General features: G+C 34.7%; 19 protein-coding genes and 1 tRNA gene. 7 read left to right on the forward strand and 13 right to left on the reverse strand.

Features of this window, described 5'->3' with window-relative positions:
* Positions 1-145 precede the first annotated feature (145 nt).
* Positions 146-625, forward strand: a complete 480-nt coding sequence (rnhA, locus tag J2X17_RS02210; protein ID WP_310294250.1) for a ribonuclease HI — start codon at positions 146-148, stop codon at positions 623-625.
* A gap of 60 nt (positions 626-685) precedes the next feature.
* Here rnhA and J2X17_RS02215 read toward each other — a convergent pair whose 3' ends face one another.
* Positions 686-1,030 (reverse strand): DUF6249 domain-containing protein, encoded by a 345-nt coding sequence (locus J2X17_RS02215; RefSeq protein WP_310294252.1) that lies wholly within the window; start codon positions 1,028-1,030, stop codon positions 686-688.
* Positions 1,031-1,308: 278 nt separating this feature from the next.
* On the opposite strand from J2X17_RS02215, the gene J2X17_RS02220 reads away from it, so the two are divergent.
* The 3 genes from J2X17_RS02220 to J2X17_RS02230 are packed head-to-tail and all read left to right on the forward strand — an operon-like array spanning position 1,309 to position 2,460.
* Entirely contained in the window at positions 1,309-1,896 is a 588-nt protein-coding gene (locus J2X17_RS02220) for an RNA polymerase sigma factor (protein ID WP_310294253.1), read from the forward strand.
* Entirely contained in the window at positions 1,880-2,275 is a 396-nt protein-coding gene (locus tag J2X17_RS02225) for a hypothetical protein (RefSeq protein ID WP_310294254.1), read from the forward strand. The genes J2X17_RS02220 and J2X17_RS02225 overlap by 17 nt, the downstream gene beginning before the upstream one ends.
* A gap of 23 nt (positions 2,276-2,298) precedes the next feature.
* Entirely contained in the window at positions 2,299-2,460 is a 162-nt protein-coding gene (locus J2X17_RS02230) for a hypothetical protein (RefSeq protein WP_310294256.1), read from the forward strand.
* Between the two features lies 1 nt (position 2,461).
* Here the strand turns inward: J2X17_RS02230 and J2X17_RS02235 are convergent, their stop codons facing one another.
* Entirely contained in the window at positions 2,462-3,022 is a 561-nt protein-coding gene (locus J2X17_RS02235; RefSeq protein WP_310294257.1) for a hypothetical protein, read from the reverse strand.
* Between the two features lie 247 nt (positions 3,023-3,269).
* On the opposite strand from J2X17_RS02235, the gene J2X17_RS02240 reads away from it, so the two are divergent.
* Together J2X17_RS02240 and J2X17_RS02245 are read left to right on the forward strand one after the other, a co-directional pair.
* A complete protein-coding gene (locus tag J2X17_RS02240) occupies positions 3,270-4,193 on the forward strand; it encodes a PfkB family carbohydrate kinase (protein WP_310294258.1) in 924 nt (307 codons plus the stop codon).
* 80 nt (positions 4,194-4,273) lie between these two features.
* Positions 4,274-6,172 (forward strand): amidophosphoribosyltransferase, encoded by a 1,899-nt coding sequence (locus tag J2X17_RS02245; RefSeq protein WP_310294259.1) that lies wholly within the window; start codon positions 4,274-4,276, stop codon positions 6,170-6,172.
* 954 nt (positions 6,173-7,126) lie between these two features.
* Here J2X17_RS02245 and J2X17_RS02250 read toward each other — a convergent pair.
* From J2X17_RS02250 to J2X17_RS02265, 4 genes are all read right to left on the reverse strand, one after another.
* Positions 7,127-7,738, reverse strand: a complete 612-nt coding sequence (locus J2X17_RS02250; RefSeq protein WP_310294263.1) for a superoxide dismutase — start codon at positions 7,736-7,738, stop codon at positions 7,127-7,129.
* A gap of 138 nt (positions 7,739-7,876) precedes the next feature.
* A complete protein-coding gene (gene pth, locus J2X17_RS02255; protein ID WP_310294266.1) occupies positions 7,877-8,551 on the reverse strand; it encodes an aminoacyl-tRNA hydrolase in 675 nt (224 codons plus the stop codon).
* Between the two features lie 670 nt (positions 8,552-9,221).
* On the reverse strand, positions 9,222-9,833 hold the full coding sequence (locus J2X17_RS02260) for a 50S ribosomal protein L25/general stress protein Ctc (RefSeq protein ID WP_310294269.1): 612 nt from the start codon (positions 9,831-9,833) through the stop codon (positions 9,222-9,224).
* 122 nt (positions 9,834-9,955) lie between these two features.
* Complete coding sequence (locus J2X17_RS02265) at positions 9,956-10,897, reverse strand: ribose-phosphate pyrophosphokinase (protein ID WP_310294270.1); 942 nt, start codon at positions 10,895-10,897, stop codon at positions 9,956-9,958.
* A gap of 300 nt (positions 10,898-11,197) precedes the next feature.
* On the opposite strand from J2X17_RS02265, the gene J2X17_RS02270 reads away from it, so the two are divergent.
* Positions 11,198-11,277: transfer RNA gene (locus J2X17_RS02270), tRNA-Leu, on the forward strand.
* Positions 11,278-11,332: 55 nt separating this feature from the next.
* Here J2X17_RS02270 and J2X17_RS02275 read toward each other — a convergent pair.
* The 7 genes from J2X17_RS02275 to J2X17_RS02305 form a co-directional block, all read right to left on the reverse strand.
* Positions 11,333-11,626, reverse strand: coding sequence for a type II toxin-antitoxin system RelE/ParE family toxin (locus J2X17_RS02275; protein ID WP_310294271.1), 294 nt, complete (start codon positions 11,624-11,626; stop codon positions 11,333-11,335).
* A gap of 3 nt (positions 11,627-11,629) precedes the next feature.
* Positions 11,630-11,899, reverse strand: a complete 270-nt coding sequence (locus J2X17_RS02280) for a type II toxin-antitoxin system Phd/YefM family antitoxin (protein WP_310294272.1) — start codon at positions 11,897-11,899, stop codon at positions 11,630-11,632.
* 60 nt (positions 11,900-11,959) lie between these two features.
* On the reverse strand, positions 11,960-12,430 hold the full coding sequence (locus tag J2X17_RS02285) for an OsmC family protein (RefSeq protein ID WP_310294274.1): 471 nt from the start codon (positions 12,428-12,430) through the stop codon (positions 11,960-11,962).
* A 222-nt stretch (positions 12,431-12,652) separates the two neighbouring features.
* Complete coding sequence (locus J2X17_RS02290; RefSeq protein ID WP_310294275.1) at positions 12,653-13,837, reverse strand: aldose epimerase family protein; 1,185 nt, start codon at positions 13,835-13,837, stop codon at positions 12,653-12,655.
* Positions 13,838-13,944: 107 nt separating this feature from the next.
* Complete coding sequence (araA, locus tag J2X17_RS02295) at positions 13,945-15,453, reverse strand: L-arabinose isomerase (RefSeq protein ID WP_310294276.1); 1,509 nt, start codon at positions 15,451-15,453, stop codon at positions 13,945-13,947.
* A gap of 89 nt (positions 15,454-15,542) precedes the next feature.
* Positions 15,543-16,244: an L-ribulose-5-phosphate 4-epimerase gene (locus J2X17_RS02300; RefSeq protein WP_026982501.1), complete on the reverse strand. Its 702-nt coding sequence runs from the start codon at positions 16,242-16,244 to the stop codon at positions 15,543-15,545.
* The gene (locus tag J2X17_RS02305) at positions 16,228-17,919 is read right to left on the reverse strand and encodes a ribulokinase (protein ID WP_310294277.1); all 1,692 of its coding nucleotides are present in this window, start codon (positions 17,917-17,919) and stop codon (positions 16,228-16,230) included. The genes J2X17_RS02300 and J2X17_RS02305 overlap by 17 nt, the downstream gene beginning before the upstream one ends.
* Positions 17,920-17,975: the final 56 nt, after the last annotated feature.

Genomic DNA, 17,975 nt, shown 5'->3' on the forward strand with positions numbered 1-17,975 from the left:
TTATATTTTAAATAATTAGAATCTTGAATTTAAATAATTTTGAATTTAAAAATCTAAGAAGTTATAATATCTATTATCTAAGAAGTCTTATGTCTAACAATCTAATATCTAAGAAGTCTAACGTCCAAAAATCTAAGAAGTCTAAATGAATCACGAAGTACACATATATACAGATGGCGCTGCAAAAGGGAATCCCGGAAACGGCGGTTATGGTGTTGTGATGGAATTGGTAGGGACTCCGCATAAAAAAGAATTCTACGAAGGTTTTCGCCTGACGACTAATAACAGGATGGAACTTTTGGCTGTAATTGTTGGTTTAGAGAAATTAAAAAACCCAAATATGAAGGTTTTAGTTATTTCGGATTCTAAATACGTTGTCGATTCTGTTGAGAAAAAATGGGTTTTAGGCTGGGAGAAAAAGAAATTTGCCGGCAGAAAAAATGCCGATTTATGGCAACGCTTTTTAATTGTTTACCGTAAACACCAAGTCAATTTTAAATGGATTAAAGGTCACAATAATCATCCTCAAAACGAACGTTGTGATCAATTGGCCGTTATGGCATCCATGCAGCCCAAACTATCGGTTGATGTTTATTACGAAACTATCGGCTCAAAAATGGAATAAAAAAATAACGCATCAGGAAAATTCCCGATACGTTATTAAAGTTACTAACTTAAAAAATCTTTATTCTTTATCTAAATCTTTGGCAGTTCTAAATCCAGCCAATAATCCAGCTCCGGCCATTATGAAAATAATAGAAGGATAAACCGCATCATCGTCTAAAGAAGTATAGGTTGTAATTAATAAGGCTAGAAAAATACCAATGCCGCTTCCTATTAATAAGAAAGCTAAATTCACAACGAAAACTTTCCACGCAGAGCCTTTTCCGGCTCCCTTTAAAAAGATGCTGGCATCAACGCCTTTTTCTATTAGAGCCATACGCTCCCTGTTTCTGGTGGAGAAAAAAAGATAGACAATCCCGAAGATCATCAGAAATAGACTAACTGGTATTAAAACTTGTGGTCCCATAATTTCATTTTATTTAATTGATTGATACTCCATATGACGAGAGGTTTTTTATTTAGGTTACAAGAATTTGAAAATAAATTCCAAATTTTTTAAACTCCAAATTCCAATTGCATTGATTATCAGTTAATTTTGAGTATTAAATTTCTTTTTATAAACTACAAACTTTGTCAAAGCTGAAATTACTTATCTGAAAATTGGAATTTGCATTTTTTTTATTGGAATTTAATTTTTTTAAAATTCCTTGTAACCTAAACCGTATAACTTTCGTCCTATATAATATGAGTGCAATCAGTGATCAACATTATATCGATAAAATTCTGCAGGGCGAGACTAATTCTTTTGCCGTGCTGGTAGATCGTTATAAGGATATGATTTTTACATTGGCACTGAAAATGATTAAAAACAGAGAAGAAGCAGAAGAAGTTGCACAGGATACTTTTATTAAAATTTACAGTTCACTGAGCAAGTTTAAGGGCGATTCAAAATTTTCGACCTGGATTTATAAGATTGCTTATAATACGTGTTTAGATCGTTTGAAGAAAAATAAAAAAGAAGACCTTAATATATCGATAGACGAATTTTCGGCACATTTAATTAAAACGATGGACAACGCTTTGAGTGCTTTGGAAGATAAAGAACGAAAGCAAACGATTCAGAATTGTTTGAATTTATTACCGAGTGATGAGAATTTCCTGCTCACTTTATTTTATTTTGAAGATCAGAGTTTAGAAGAAATCGGGAAGATTATGAGCATTAATGCTAACAATGTCAAAGTAAAATTATTTAGAAGCCGACAGAAATTAGCCGTAATTTTGAGAAAGCAATTAGAACCAGAAACAGTAGAGAGTTATGAAAGAGGAAGATAAAAATATCGAAAAACTTATTGATAAAATGATGGCCGAAAACACTTTGGAGTCGCCATCTTTTGACTTTACTTCAAAAATAATGACGCAGGTTTTAGTGGCTGAACAAAGCAAAATTAAAACCTACAAACCTTTAATTTCTAAATCAATATGGATTATTATTGGTTTGGGCTTAATTGGTTTAGCAGTTTACGCATCACTTTTTTCAGGAAATGAATATAATCTGGGAATTGATAAATCGTATACAGAAAAATTCTCAGCTGTATTTTCAGGAATTCATTTTTCTAAAAACATTTTATACGCGATTTTAATTGTTCCTTTTATGATTCTGATTCAGATTGGGTTATTGAAGAATTATTTTGATAAGAAATATCAGTTGTAAAATTTACTAAAAAAAAACTAATTATGATTGAAGATGAAAGTGAACAAATTGGAAGAGATTTATCCGAAGAAGAATTTACACGTTGGATTGAAATTGCTGAAAAATCCCCAACAATGTCTTTAGAAATGTTTAATAAAAAATGGGAAGAGAAAAAGCTGAAAATCTTCGAATTCTATCAACTATAATTTATTTAAAAGAATCTTCTCTTTTCCAAATATAATATGCAGCGTTGTAATCATCAAAACCAACATCATATCTATTTTTATATAAAAGGTATTTTATTGTTGAAAGCTCATTTTTCTGAATAATTGATTTGTTAAGTCTAAGCTTTTCTTTTCCAACATTATCTTCTGAATACTTTTTTAAAAATTTATCAAATCCTAAACTGATATATTCTTTCTGTATTTTTTGATCTAATTTAAAAGAATATGAGTCGTCTAAATTTTCATCTAAAAGATAATCTTGATTTAAGACGACATTTAAAAACTTTTCAAATGAAATAAATTCTTCAACATAATCCTTTTTATAATAAGAGAACAAATCATGATTGTTTGTTTTATAAATTTCTTTGCCACTTTTCCAAACGTATAAATCAAGCCCTAAATATCTAGATGGCAATAAACCTAATTTTGGATCTTCTTGCATATACGCCAATTTCTCAATCATTTCTTTAGAAAAGTTTGGTTCTTTTCTTTCACAAGAAATCAAAAAACAAAACAACAATAATAAGGTAAGGATTTTCTTCATGAATTAGATTTTGATATTGAGACAAATCTAACGAAAAACATTCAAAGCTTTTTTCGAAAATAAATCTTGCACTTTAAATCCAAAAAACCTATTTTAATCCTTCAAAAGATTCAAATATAAATCTCTCATTTACAATAGTTTTAGCCCCGCAAACGTTATTGTTTTTTTATGAAAATTTTGAGAACTTAAACCATTGCAATATTGCAACTTATGAAGTATCTTTGCACCCTAATTCGAAATTCATAAAATGAATAAATTATTGATTGTTGGAACGGTTGCTTTCGACGCGATTGAAACTCCTTTCGGAAAAACAGATAAAATATTAGGTGGTGCTGCAACGTACATTGGTTTATCAGCATCCTTTTTTAACTTGCAATCGGCCATTGTTTCTGTAGTTGGCGACGATTTTCCTCAAGAACATTTAGATTTATTGACTTCAAAAAATATTGATATCTCTGGTATCGAAATTGTAAAAGGCGGAAAAACCTTTTTCTGGAGCGGTTTATACCACAACGATCTAAACTCAAGAGATACTTTGGTTACTGAACTAAACGTTTTGGCAGATTTTCAGCCAAAAGTTCCTCAAAACTTTAAAGATGCTGATGTTGTGATGTTAGGAAACTTACATCCGTTAGTACAAAGCAGTGTTTTGGATCAAATGGAAAAGAAACCAAAATTAGTAGTTTTAGACACTATGAATTTTTGGATGGACTGTGCTCTTCCTGAATTATTGGACGTAATTAAACGTGTAGACGTAATTACTATCAACGATGAAGAAGCAAGACAACTTTCAGGAGAATATTCATTAGTAAGAGCTGCAAACAGAATTCAGGAAATGGGACCAAAATACGTGGTGATCAAAAAAGGAGAACACGGCGCACTTTTATTCCACAATAGAGAAGTATTCTTTGCACCAGCTTTACCGTTAGAAGATGTTTTTGATCCGACAGGAGCCGGAGACACTTTCGCAGGAGGTTTTTCTGGATTCATTGCGCAAAGTGAAAACATATCATTTGGCAACATGAAAAATGCAATTATTTATGGTTCTAATTTAGCTTCATTCTGTGTAGAGAAATTTGGAACTGAAAGGATGGAAACATTAAGCAAAGCTGAAGTAGCGATTCGATTACAGCAATTTAAGTCGTTAACTCAGTTTGACATAGAAATATAATGCCCTAAAGCCTCGATAACACGGGGCTTTTTTATTACGTTAATACACACAACTTACAACAACACAAAATACAAAACACAATGAGCGACGCGTTAAAACACGAATGTGGTATAGCCTTAGTTAGACTTCTTAAACCGCTTGAATATTACAAAGAGAAATACGGAACTGCTTTTTACGGGATACAAAAAATGTATCTGATGATGGAGAAGCAGCACAACCGTGGTCAGGATGGTGCTGGTTTTGCGAGCATCAAATTTGATGTTGAGCCTGGTGAGCGTTATATCAGCAGAGTTCGTTCGAATCATGCACAGCCAATTCAGGACGTTTTCAAACAAATCAATGAGCGTATTAATGAGGAAATGACAAGTCATCCTGAATACGCAAATGATGTTGCAGCTCAAAAAGCGAACATACCTTATATAGGTGAATTATTTTTAGGACACGTTCGTTACGGAACTTTCGGAAAAAACAGTATTGAAAGCGTTCACCCATTTTTACGTCAGAGTAACTGGATGCACCGTAATTTGATTTTGGCCGGAAACTTCAATATGACGAATGTTAAAGAGCTTTTCGAAAATTTAGTAGAGCTTGGACAGCATCCAAAAGAAATGGCGGATACTGTTACCGTAATGGAAAAAATTGGTCACTTCTTAGATAAAGAGGTGATGTCATTGTATCAGGATTGCAAAGAAGAAGGCTATTCTAAAAGAGAAGCTTCTCCAGTAATCGCTGACCGTTTGGATATCGCAAAAATACTAACACGCTCAGCAAAGAATTTAGACGGAGGTTATGCAATGGCCGGATTATTAGGTCATGGTGATGCTTTCGTTTTTAGAGATCCTGCCGGAATTCGTCCAGCTTATTTCTACCAAGATGACGAAGTGGTTGTTGTAGCTTCTGAAAGACCTGTTATTCAAACTGTATTTAATGTACCATTTGAAAGTGTTCAGGAAATTGAACCAGGAAATGCTTTGATCATCAAAAAAGACGGAAAAGTTTCTATGAATCAGATTTTGGAACCAACCGTTAAGAAAGCTTGTTCATTCGAAAGAATTTATTTCTCAAGAGGGAGTGATGCTGAAATTTATCAGGAACGTAAAAATTTAGGAAAATTAATTTTACCTGCCGTTCTTAAATCAATTGACAGCGATACAGATAACACCGTATTCTCTTACATCCCGAATACTGCCGAAACTTCTTTTTATGGTTTAGTGGAAGCTGCTCAGGACTTCTTAAACCAAAGAAAAAACAATTATATTTTAGAAAACAGAAATACACTTACGGCTGAAACTTTACAAGAATTATTAGCTGTAAAAATCCGTACGGAAAAAGTTGCTATTAAAGATGCTAAACTTAGAACCTTTATTACTGAAGACAGCAGCCGTGATGATTTAGTAGCTCACGTTTACGACGTAACGTACGGAGTAATCAAACCAACTGATAATCTGGTTATTATTGATGACAGTATTGTTCGTGGTACTACTCTTAAAATGAGTATCATTAAAATGATGGATCGTTTGAAACCAAAACGTATTGTAATCGTTTCTTCGGCACCGCAAATTCGTTACCCTGATTGTTACGGAATTGACATGGCGAAGCTTGAAGGTCTTGTTGCTTTTAGAGCAGCATTAGCTTTATTGAAAGAAAGAAATTTATATCATATCGTAGACGAAGTTTATGCAAAATGTAAAGCTCAGGAAAATTATGTTGACACTGATGTTGTTAATTACGTAACAGCAATTTATGATCAATTTACTCCAGAGGAAATTTCAGATAAAATTGCAGAAATGTTAAGTTCACCTGAAATTAATGCCGAGGTAAAAATAATTTTCCAAAAGGTAGAAGATTTACATATTGCGTGTCCTAAGAACTTGGGTGACTGGTACTTTACAGGAGATTATCCTACCCCTGGAGGGAATCGTGTAGTGAACCGTGCATTCATGAATTTTTACGAAGGAAAAGACGCCAGAGCGTACTAAAAGTATTAACAAAAGGTTAAATTATGCATTTCATCGGTTTTTTTTGCCGTTAATCCTATATGTTTGGCAAAACCGAAAAGCTAAATTACTTTTGGAAGACCATAACATTAGTAGGTTAAGTTTATGGTAGATTTGGGGCAAAAAGGGTGGGAGAAATTCCACCTTTTTTATTGGAATAAAGTCAAGGATTTCAAAAACAAGAAATTACCGTCACTTAATCGGATATATTTGCCATTCATCTAAAAAGTTTTTTTCATTAAAATAGCTGTCTTACATTTACAGAACCATAACATTAGTAGGTTAAGTTTATGGTAGATTTGGGGCAAAAAAGGCAGAAGAGATTCTGCCTTTTTTATTTTTATTTCTAGAGGATAGAAGAAAGAGAATAGAGCAAAGAATAAAGATTGTTGAACATAGCCTCTACAGATTACAACAAAAGATCAAAGAAGAAAGAATAAAGATTGTTGAACATACTTTTATAGACGACAACAAAAGACGGACAGCCTATCAGGCCATCCGTCTTTTTTATTTTCCCTTTATATTCTATCCTCTATATTCTATCCTCTATATTCTATCCTCTATTCTCTATTCTCTATTCTCTATTCTCTATATTCTATTCTCTATTCTCTATATTCTATTCTCTATATTCTATTCTCTATATTCTATTCTCTTCCATCTTTGCTCTTTCATCTTTGCTCTTGATTCTATCTTCATACTTACTTCATCGGATATATTTACCTTTCATCTAAAAAGTTTTTTTCATTAAAATTGCTGTCTTACATTTACAGAACCATAACATTAGTAGGTTAAGTTTATGGTAGATTTGGGGCAAAAAAGATAAAAGAACAAAGATTATAGAATAAAGATTAAAAGTATAGGCAAAAAAAATAGACGAATAACCTTAAGTCATCCGTCTATTCTCTATATTCTTTATTTTATTATCTCTTAAAAAGACTATTTGTCTAAAGCATATCTTCTTGCAACTTCTGTCCAGTTAATGACGCTGAAGAAAGCTTCGATATAATCTGGTCTTCTGTTTTGGTAGTTTAAATAGTAAGCATGCTCCCAAACATCCATTCCTAAGATTGGAGTTCCACCGTTACCAGCAACTTCTGGCATTAATGGATTATCCTGGTTTGGAGTACCTACAACTTCTAATTTTCCTCCTTTTTGTACTGTTAACCAAGCCCATCCTGAACCAAATTGTGTAGCACCGGCTTTAGCAAATTTTGCTTTAAATTCTTCAAAAGTTCCAAAAGAAGACTCAATTGCAGCTAATAAATCACCTGTTGGTAATCCGCCACCGTTTGGAGACATTACAGTCCAGAATAAATTGTGGTTGTAGAAACCTCCACCATTGTTACGAACTGCAGCGTTTGATTTATCTAAGTTGATTAAAATGTTTTCGATTGTTTTCCCCTCTAAATCTGTTCCTGCAATAGCAGCGTTAAGATTTGTTGTATATGCATTATGATGTTTAGAATGGTGAATTTCCATTGTACGGGCATCAATATGTGGTTCTAATGCATCATATGCATAAGGTAATTGTGGTAATTCAAAAGCCATGATATTATGATTTTATGATTTATAATAATTTATTCCAAATTTAAACATTTAACTTTGGAATAGAAAATACTATTTCGTTATAATTGAATTAAATTAATTAATAAATTGATTATTTAATAGCTAAATAGCTGAAAATCTTTATTTTCCATTAAAAGTAGTCATTGTATTTTCTAATCCGGCCGTTCCGAATGATCTGATAATTTCTGAAGATATTTCTAAGCGTTCCGGTAATTTTGCTTTTTCTTCTTCATCCCAATCTCCCAAAACATAATCAATCTGTTGTCCTTTTTTGAACTGATCACTGATTCCGAATCTGAAACGGGTGTATTGCTGCGTATTTAAAACAAGATTAATATTTTTTAATCCGTTATGACCTCCGTCGCTTCCTTTTGGTTTGATTCGAATGGTTCCGAAAGACAGGTTTAAATCGTCCGTAATTACCAGAATGTTTTCTAAAGGAATATTTTCTTTGTCCATCCAGTATTTTACAGCTTTCCCGCTTAGGTTCATGTATGTGTTTGGTTTGAGCAGTAAAAAGGTTCTTCCTTTGAATTTATATTCGGCAAGCGCTCCCAGTTTTACGGTTTCGAAAGAAAGGCTTTCTTTTTTAGCCAAAAAATCAAGGACTTTAAATCCGATGTTATGTCTTGTGTTTACGTATTCAGCTCCAATATTGCCCAGTCCTACGATTAAATATTTTTTACTCACGCTTTTTATATTGTTTTTTGGCTGTTCGTGAACCTCCGGTTTCATATTGTCTGTGTTCTCTTCTTTTTGTGTTGATGAAAACAGTTTTGTAATCCATTTTATCATGATGCAAAAATAGGGTTAATGTTGGTAATTAGAAAATGTGGCAATTAGATAATTAGGAAATGTGTTAATTAGATAATTTGATTTATATTGTCATTAACCGCAAAGAACGCAATCCCGATAGCTATCGAGATACGCAAGGTGCGCTAAGAATGGAACGCGGATGACACGGATTTAAACTGATTCACGCCGATTTTTTATTACAATTTATCCCATTGACGCTAGAGTACTTTGTCCTTTGAACCTTTGAACCTCTTTCTTATAGAAATGAATCATTCTTGCTAGCCCTGACAGCAGCGGTATCCTTTTTCTTGCTCCTTTAGCAAGGAAAAGATATAGCGGATGGCAGGAAGGTCACGTCTTGAAAAACCTGAAACTTCTGCTCCCGAAAAATTAGAAAATTAGAAAATGTGGCAATTAGATCATTACTTTTAACCGCAATGTGGTGTAAGAATGGCACACGGATGATGCGGATTTAAACTGATTAACACGGATTTCATTTATACTTTGTGTTCGCTTGGTTTGAGTTAAAGTAAAAGCACTTTGTCCCTTTGCAACTTTGAACCTTTGTACTTTTTCTCAGAACCTTAGCATCTTAGAACCTCAGAACCTTTAAAAGCAAAAAAAAGCACCAATCTTTCGATTGATGCTTTTTGTATTGATTTGAAAAAAATTATTTTTTCTTTCCTTTTGCAGGAGCTTTTGCAGCTTTTGCAGCTTCTTGAGCAGCTTTCATAGCAGCACGAGAAATTCTTACCTGAGCAACAACTGTATTCTCTGGGTGCATCACTTTGTATTCTGGAGCACCAACTTTAGTAACGTATAATTTGTTACCCATTTCAAGTGGAGTAATGTCAGCTTCAACAAAATCAGGAAGATTTTTAGGTAAAGCTTTAACTTTTAATTTACGAGTGTTTAAACGTAAAACACCACCTGCAAGAACACCTTTAGATGTACCAACAACTTTTACAGGAACTTCCATAGTGATTTCTTTGTCATCAAATAACTGGAAGAAGTCAATGTGTAAAATTTTGTCAGATACAGGGTGTACTTGAATGTCTTGCAAAATTGCATTGAATGATTTTCCTTTTCCAAGTTCGATCACAACTGTGTGAGCGTTTGGAGTGTAAACCAAGTTTTTGAATGCCGCAGCGTCCGCTGAGAAATGTACTGCCTGATTTCCTCCGTATAACACGCAAGGAACCGCTCCAGCATTACGTAAGGCTTTAGTTGACACTTTGCCCACGCTTTCTCTTTCTGATCCTTTAATTGTAATCGATTTCATTGTAAAAAAATATAGTTATTAATAAATATTCTAATTTGCTTTAAGCTTTAGGCCATAGGCTTTAGGCTTTTTCTGCACTAAGTAATAAAGCTTATAGCCTAAGGCTTAAAGCTTACTGCTTCTTACATTATAAATTTTCCACTGATGGAATTGTTGTGGTGCACCATGTGCATAACTTCAGCAAAAAGAGGTGCACAACTCACTACTCTAATTTTGTTTGATTCTTTCTTTAATGGGATTGAATCGGTAACTATTAATTCGCTTAATTTTGAATTTTCAATTTTTTCGTAAGCGCCACCTGATAAAATAGCGTGTGTACAAATTGCTCTAACGCTTAATGCTCCTTTTTCGATCATTAAATCGGCAGCTTTTGCTAATGTTCCACCCGTATCGATCATGTCGTCTACTAATATTACGTTACGCCCTTTTACTTCACCAATAAGCTCCATAGTGTCGATAACGTTGGCTGCTTTTCTTTGTTTGTAACAGATTACTACATCTGATTCTAGAAACTTAGAGTAAGCATATGCTCTTTTTGAACCACCCATGTCCGGAGATGCAATAGTCAAATTTTCCAATTTTAAACTCTGCACGTATGGCAAAAAGATTGTAGATGCAAATAAATGATCTACTGGTTTTTCAAAGAATCCCTGAATTTGATCTGCGTGCAAATCCATTGTCATGATTCTCGTTGCTCCGGCTGCAGTTAATAAGTTAGCTACTAACTTTGCTCCAATCGGAACTCTTGGTTTGTCTTTTCTATCCTGTCTTGCCCAACCAAAATAAGGCATAACAGCTGTAATATGTCTTGCTGATGCGCGTTTTGCTGCATCGATCATTAGTAACAATTCCATCAAATTATCGGCCGAAGGGAAAGTTGAGCACACGATAAAAACGCGTAATCCTCTTATTGATTCTTCGTAAGATGGTTGAAATTCTCCATCACTATACGTTGACATCGTTACTTTGCCTAACGGAATTCCGTATTGTTCGGCAATTTTTTCTGCAAGATAGACACTTTGTGAACAAGCAAAAATTTTAGCTTCTGGTTCTAGGTGCGACATTATAATTTGTTGTTTTTGCTCCGTTGCGCCTGTACAATTTGGCTTGACCTTTTTTGGTAAAACAAAACGTGTATAAATGCCTCGGGTGTAGTTAGTTGTGTGTGCGTCGTTTTAACGAGGTGCAAATTTAGAAAATTTATTGGACACTGAAAGGAAAAATTTAAGTATTTTTAGTAGAACATTTAATTTAATTTTTTACATTTGCACCGTGTTAAAGGAATAAGCACAGTTATGACATCATAATTTCTTATTCTATTGCGTTAAAATAACTGATTTATTGGTTGTTTTTTCGTCTGCTAAGCCCGGATGGCGGAATTGGTAGACGCGCTGGTCTCAAACACCTGTGGGAAACCGTGCCGGTTCGACTCCGGCTCCGGGTACTTAAAACCTCTTCGAAAGAAGAGGTTTTTTTGGTTTTAGGAAAAAAGATCGAGCCTAAAGTTTTAATTTTTTAGGATTTTGATAGGTATTCCAGAATCTTAAAAGTTCAATGTCATTGCTTTTTAAAACTTTATAATACAATGTTATCTGCTTAGAAACAGGAACCTGAAATACATTTTTGTAGTTTGTCAGTTTAAAAATTAAATTTTCCTTTGATAACAACTCTATTAAAGACTCTGTTTTGTCAATAAAATTATAGACATCTTGCAAAGTCCATTCATTTTCTAAATATTCAATATTTTTCCAATAGTCATTTTTTGCAGCCTGAGTCCAAATTATTTGGGCCATAAATTATCTATTGAATAAGTGAGGAAAACGCTTTTTAGTTTCATCCATAACATCTTGATGAGATTGCACTCTCCCGTTTGCTACATCATCCAAAGCTTTATCTATTGCTTGTTTTTGCTCATTACTTAGTAAAGAGTTATCATCTTCATCATCTAAAGGAATAATTACAAAGGATTTTCCTTTACCTCTATGTATGACAAGTTTCTCAGATTCAGCAATATCAAGATATTTTTTAATATTTCCTCTAAACTCTGTTACACTAACTGTTTTCATAATAATAAATTTTTACAAATGTACGCTTTTCTGTACATGTGTAAGCAATTCGCTCATTTTTCATGCTAAAACAGCCTCACAACTCGCCTCATGCAAAACAGGAAAATTGCACGAATTAGCAATAAAACACAATTGATTTGCTTTTTTATGAAACTCGATTGCCAATTCAATTTTATCCGAATTTGAGATTTTCACTTTAGGTTTCAATCTAACCTCAACAAAACGCCCGCTTCCATCAGGAGAAACTTCCAGTGTAGCTTCGGCATTGTCTGAATATTCGAGAACTTCTATTCCGTTTTGAGCGCATACATATATATAGGACATCATGTGACAGGAAACCAAACTGCTCAACAATAAATCTTCAGGATTGTATAATTCCGGATCCCCTTTGAAAGCTTTCGCTGCGGAAACATTTAAAACAGGCTTCCCTTCAATTATAATTTTATGGCTTTTGCTGTAAAATCTCTTCGTTGAATCTTCCTGAATTTGGTTTAAAGTCCATTTTGCTTCTGCTTTAAAAAGATGTTTCATTTTGCTTTCGTTTTACCTTGCAAAATTAAGCTTTTTAAAGAGTTGTAAATGAATTAATCGCGCAAAGCCGCAGAGTCGCAAAGTTTATGAACAAAGCTTAAAAAACTTTGCGACTCTGCGGCTTTGCGTGCAATTCTTTCCAGTTTCCTCATAAAAAAACCTCGAAAGCATAACTTTCGAGGTTTCTCAGAGAATTACTAACTAATAAACATAATTCCAAAACTATTTTTTCACAGAAAATTTAAAAGTAGTTTTAGTTTTATAATTTTCTCCCGGGTTTAAAACCGTTGTTGGGAAGTTTTTCTGGTTTGGAGAATCAGGATAATGTTCTGTTTCTAAACATAAAGCAGATCTGTGAGCGTATGTTCCGCCGTTGCGCATTGGCAAAGTTCCGTCAAGGAAATTTCCAGAGTAAAACTGAATTCCAGGTTCATCCGTAGTCATTTCCATAACTCTTCCGCTTGATGCGTGATATACTTTTGCAATAATTGTTTTTCCTTTTTCAGGATTATTCAGCACCCAGCAGTGATCATAACCTTTTCCTCTTTCTAATTGTTCGTTTTTAACTTCGATATCTTTTCCAATTAATTTTGGAGTTCTGAAATCGAAAGGCGTATTGGCAACATCTTCTAATTTTCCAGTCGGAATTAAAGTTGCATCAACCGGAACTAATTTGTCTGCATTTAAGGTCAATTCGTGATCTAAGATTGTTTTAGAAAAATCTCCTGATAAATTGAAGTACGTGTGTTGTGTTAAATTAACCACAGTTTTCTTATCTGTAGTCGCTTCATATAAAACTTCTAACTGATTGTCATTTGTCAAAGTATAAGTAACAATAACCTTTAAGTTTCCAGGATAACCTTCTTCCATATCTTTACTTAAATAAGATAATTTCAAAGATGCTGAATCTTCAGATTTTACTTCTTCGGCTTTCCACACAACATTAAAAAAACCTTGTGGCCCACCGTGCAAAGCATTTGGAGCATTATTGATAGCCAATTGATATTCTTTTTCGTCTAAAGTAAATTTTCCTTTCGCAATTCGGTTTCCATATCTTCCAATCAAAGCTCCAAAAAATGGATTCTCTTTTTCGTATTGTGCCAAAGAATTAAATCCGGTTACTACATTTTCAGAAACACCTTCTTTATTCGGTACTTTCAAATCTGTAATTCTTCCGCCAAAAGTGATGATATCAACTTCCATCCCATTTTGGTTTTTCAATTTATAACTGTCGACTTTTTCTCCTTTTGCAGTTGTTCCGTATGCTGATTTTTCGATAGAAACAACATCTTTTTTATCTGAAGCAACTGTTTCTGTATCTGCTTTTTTATCGCTTTTACACTGAACTGAAATCATAGCCAAACTCATTAGGCTCATTCCGAAAACGCAACGTTTTAATACATTCATAATTGGTTATTTTTTAGTTAGTAAAGTCTTAAAGTCAAAAGTCTTAAAGCCTTTTCTCCAAAGTAACTAAAACTTTCGGACTTTATGACTTTCGACTTTTGACTAATTTATAGTCCGTGTTGAAACAAATGATAATATGCTTCATTCGCATTAATCTTATCTTTAAAGTCTCTAACGGTAGTTTTTTCATCAATCACTAATAATTCGATTCCGGCGATATCAGCAAAATCTTCCATATATTCTGTTGTTAACGACTGGCTGTAAACTGTGTGATGCGCTCCTCCGGCTAAAATCCAGGCAGTTGCAGCAATGTCAAGGTTTGGTTTACAATCCCATAAAACTCTGGCAACCGGTAATTTTGGCAACTCAGCCATTGGTTTAATCGCTGTAACTTCGTTTACGATTAAACGGAAACGCGTTCCCATATCTACCAAAGAAACATTGATTGCTTCTCCAGCTGGTGAATTAAATACCAAACGAGCCGGATCTTCTTTTCCTCCAATTCCTAAAGGATGTACTTCACAAGAAGGTTTTCCGTCAGCAATTGATGGACAAATTTCCAACATATGCGATCCTAAAACATATGATTTTTGAGGTGTAAAATGATAAGTGTAATCTTCCATGAAAGAAGTTCCTCCTTCAAGACCAACGTTCATTACTTTTAAAGCACGAACCATTGCAGCTGTTTTCCAGTCTCCTTCTCCACCAAAACCGTAACCATCAGCCATTAATCTTTGTGTTGCAATTCCAGGTAACTGTTTCCAAGCACCTAAATTTTCAAACGTATCTGTAAAAGCGCCAAAACCTCCTTCTTCAAGGAAAGCTCTTAAACCTAATTCTATTTTTGCCGCTTCCGCTAATGAACTTCTTTGCGCTCCGCCTTCTTTTAAAGCATCAGTCAAAGTATAAGATTGTTCGTAAACAGCCAATAAATCATTTAATTCTTTGTCTGTAACTTTCTCAATATACTTCGTAACATCTGATGAATCGAATCCGTTCACTGACATTCCGAAACGAATTTGAGCCTCAACCTTATCACCTTCTGTAACGGCAACTTCACGCATATTGTCTCCAATACGGGCCACTTTTAAGTTTTGAAGTTCATCCCATCCTAAAGCTACTCTTGTCCAGATACCTAATTTTTTCTGAACTCTTTCGTCTTCCCAGTGTCCAACAACCACTTTGCGTTTTTTTCGCATTCTAGACATGATAAAACCAAATTCACGATCTCCGTGAGCTGATTGATTCAGGTTCATGAAATCCATGTCGATTGATCCCCACGGAATTTCAGCGTTGTATTGTGTATGTAAATGACATAATGGTTTTTTCAAAATACTTAATCCGCCGATCCACATTTTTGCTGGTGAAAAAGTATGCATCCAGGCAATAATTCCGATACAGTTTTTAGCAGAATTTGCAGCCAAACAAACATCTAAGATTTGAGACGGTGATTTTACCACATCTTTGTAAACCACTTTCACTGGAATTTGAGATGATGCATCAAGTCCTTTTGCAATTATTTGTGAATGCTCGGCTACTTTTCTAAGTGTTTCTTCACCGTATAATTCCTGGCTTCCTACTACAAACCATACTTCTTTTTGAGCGATATCTATCATTTTTTTTATTTTGTTTCAGGTTTTCTTTGTTTCAAGTTTTTGAAATTTCGAAAATCTTTGTTCTTTATTCTTTCTTCTTTCCTCTAAAATTATTGTCCGTAATACGAATCTTTTCCGTGCTTGCGGTTGTAATGTTTCTTTATTAAGGAATCTTTTAATCTTGGTGCGTTCGGGTTTATTTGTAAAGTTAGATAGGCCATTTCGGCTACGACTTCTAAAACCTTGCTGTTGTAAACTGCTTTTGCGGCATTTTTCCCCCAGGCAAACGGACCGTGATTTCCAATCAGAATCATTTCTACTTCTTCATAAGAAAGGTTTTTTTCTTTGAAGCAATCCAAAATCTGAATACCTGTATTGTGTTCGTAGTTCCCTTCAATAAGCGAATCTGCCATTGGCGGAGCACATGGAATATCCGCAGTTAAATGATCCGCATGTGTTGTTCCAAAAATTGGAATATCTTGCTGCGACTGCGCCCAGGCAACCGAATAGGTTGCGTGCGTATGCGCCACACCACCGATATTTGGCCAGTTTTTATATAAGTATGCGTGTGTTTTTGTGTCTGATGACGGACGCATTGTTCCTTCAATAACATTATTATCAAAATCAACAATTACGATGTCTTCCGGTTTTAAATCTTCATAAGGAACGCCGCTTGGTTTGATGGCAAAAACACCATTTTTTCTGTCCACAGCACTCACATTTCCAAAAGTATATACGACCAAATTCAATGCATTTAACTGCATGTTGGCTTCGTAACATTCTTGTTTTAAATCTTTATAAAGAGAGCTCATGTTGTGATGTTTTAATTGTTGGATCTTCAAAAGCACTTAATTGATCGTAAGCAATCAGCAATTTATTGTAAGCTGCTACTTTGTCTAATTGAGGGAAATATTCTCCGTCGAAATCACTTCCGATTTTCTGACTTGCTTCAATTACATTTGGATAAATTCCGGCTGCCACTGCTGCATAAATCGCTGCTCCTAAAGCAGGAGTCTGATCTGAAGCTGCAATTTTAATCGGCTTATTTAAAACATTAGCCAAAGTCTGCATGATAAAAGGTGATTTTCTGGCAACGCCGCCAATTCCGATAACGCTGTCAATTTTTACTCCTTCTTCTTCAAAACGATCTACAATTTTCTTTGCTCCAAAACAGATGGCGTTTACCAAAGCTTTAAAAATATGAGGCGCTTTTGTTCCTAAAGATAAATTAGAAATGGCACTTTTTAATTCCTGATTGGCATCCGGAGTTCTTCTTCCGTTGATCCAGTCCAACGCAATTGGAAGGCTTTCTGAAACCGGAATTTTCTCCGCTTCTTTTGTCAATTCCACAATTAATTTATCGCTGAATTCTTCTCTCAATTGTTCTTTTTGAGCATCATTTAAAACAGTAGAAGCTGTTAATAAATGATCAGTCGGCCACATTAGAAGTTCTTTGTACCAGGCTAATAAATCTCCAAAAGCAGATTGCCCTGCTTCAAGACCAATAAAGCCCGGAATTACAGATCCATCAACTTGTCCGCAAATTCCGCGAACTGTTTTTGTTCCAACTTCATCATAAGAACCAACCAAAATATCGCAGGTTGAAGTTCCCATAACGCGAACCAAAGTATTTTCTCCAATTTTAGCTCCAACCGCTCCAGAGTGTGCATCGAAAGTTCCAACTGCTACAACTGTATCTGTAGAAAGTCCTAAACGATCTGCCCATTCCTTGCTTAAATTTCCGGCAACTAAATCAGAAGTATACGTTTCATCGTATAAATTTCCGCGAAGCGTTGCCAAATACGGATGCAGTTTTTCTAAGAATTCAACTGGAGGAAGTCCGTTCCAGTCTGCATGCCACATTGCTTTGTGACCCGCTGCGCAACGGCTTCTTTTAAATGATTTTAAATCTTTATCTTCAATTAATAAATACGTCATTAAATCGCAGTGCTCCATCCAGGTGTGCGCAGCATTTCGAACGGCTTCATCTTCTCTTGCAATGTGCAGGATTTTTGCCCAAAACCATTCTGATGAATAAATGCCGCCCACATATTTTGTTACGTTTTCGCCGCCCCAGCTTACCGCCAATTCGTTGATTTCATTTGCTTCGTTGATAGAAGTATGATCTTTCCAAAGTACCATCATCGCATTTGGATTCTCTTCAAAACCTTTTGTCAAAGCCAATGGAATTCCGTCTTTCGTTACAGGAACCGGCGAAGAACCAGTGGTATCAATACAGATTCCGCGCACTTGCGAAGGATCTACTTTGCTTTCTTTTATAACGGTTTTAATCGTAATTTCCAGACCCTCAATGTGGTCTAAAGGATGCTGACGAAACTGATTTATAGATGCGTCACAATATTGTTTGTTTTTCCATCTTTTGTAATGAGAAACATTTGATGCCAATTCCTGCCCATTTTCAGTATCTATTAGCACCGCCCGAACAGAATCTGTTCCGTAGTCCAATCCTATAACGTAATTTTTCATTTCGAAATTCATTTTAAATAGTGACAAATATAAATATAATTAATTCATAAGTGTAT

This window comes from Flavobacterium aquidurense, from assembly GCF_031458035.1.
Taxonomy (GTDB): Bacteria; Bacteroidota; Bacteroidia; order Flavobacteriales; family Flavobacteriaceae; genus Flavobacterium; species Flavobacterium aquidurense_C.

Coding starts and splice junctions, on each gene's coding strand:
- rnhA (WP_310294250.1), top strand. CDS start 146: ATGAATCACGAAGTACACATATATACAGATGGCGCTGCAAAAGGGAAT.
- J2X17_RS02215 (WP_310294252.1), bottom strand. CDS start 1,030: ATGGGACCACAAGTTTTAATACCAGTTAGTCTATTTCTGATGATCTTC.
- J2X17_RS02220 (WP_310294253.1), top strand. CDS start 1,309: ATGAGTGCAATCAGTGATCAACATTATATCGATAAAATTCTGCAGGGC.
- J2X17_RS02225 (WP_310294254.1), top strand. CDS start 1,880: ATGAAAGAGGAAGATAAAAATATCGAAAAACTTATTGATAAAATGATG.
- J2X17_RS02230 (WP_310294256.1), top strand. CDS start 2,299: ATGATTGAAGATGAAAGTGAACAAATTGGAAGAGATTTATCCGAAGAA.
- J2X17_RS02235 (WP_310294257.1), bottom strand. CDS start 3,022: ATGAAGAAAATCCTTACCTTATTATTGTTGTTTTGTTTTTTGATTTCT.
- J2X17_RS02240 (WP_310294258.1), top strand. CDS start 3,270: ATGAATAAATTATTGATTGTTGGAACGGTTGCTTTCGACGCGATTGAA.
- J2X17_RS02245 (WP_310294259.1), top strand. CDS start 4,274: ATGAGCGACGCGTTAAAACACGAATGTGGTATAGCCTTAGTTAGACTT.
- J2X17_RS02250 (WP_310294263.1), bottom strand. CDS start 7,738: ATGGCTTTTGAATTACCACAATTACCTTATGCATATGATGCATTAGAA.
- pth (WP_310294266.1), bottom strand. CDS start 8,551: ATGATAAAATGGATTACAAAACTGTTTTCATCAACACAAAAAGAAGAG.
- J2X17_RS02260 (WP_310294269.1), bottom strand. CDS start 9,833: ATGAAATCGATTACAATTAAAGGATCAGAAAGAGAAAGCGTGGGCAAA.
- J2X17_RS02265 (WP_310294270.1), bottom strand. CDS start 10,897: ATGTCGCACCTAGAACCAGAAGCTAAAATTTTTGCTTGTTCACAAAGT.
- J2X17_RS02275 (WP_310294271.1), bottom strand. CDS start 11,626: ATGGCCCAAATAATTTGGACTCAGGCTGCAAAAAATGACTATTGGAAA.
- J2X17_RS02280 (WP_310294272.1), bottom strand. CDS start 11,899: ATGAAAACAGTTAGTGTAACAGAGTTTAGAGGAAATATTAAAAAATAT.
- J2X17_RS02285 (WP_310294274.1), bottom strand. CDS start 12,430: ATGAAACATCTTTTTAAAGCAGAAGCAAAATGGACTTTAAACCAAATT.
- J2X17_RS02290 (WP_310294275.1), bottom strand. CDS start 13,837: ATGAATGTATTAAAACGTTGCGTTTTCGGAATGAGCCTAATGAGTTTG.
- araA (WP_310294276.1), bottom strand. CDS start 15,453: ATGATAGATATCGCTCAAAAAGAAGTATGGTTTGTAGTAGGAAGCCAG.
- J2X17_RS02300 (WP_026982501.1), bottom strand. CDS start 16,244: ATGAGCTCTCTTTATAAAGATTTAAAACAAGAATGTTACGAAGCCAAC.
- J2X17_RS02305 (WP_310294277.1), bottom strand. CDS start 17,919: ATGAAAAATTACGTTATAGGATTGGACTACGGAACAGATTCTGTTCGG.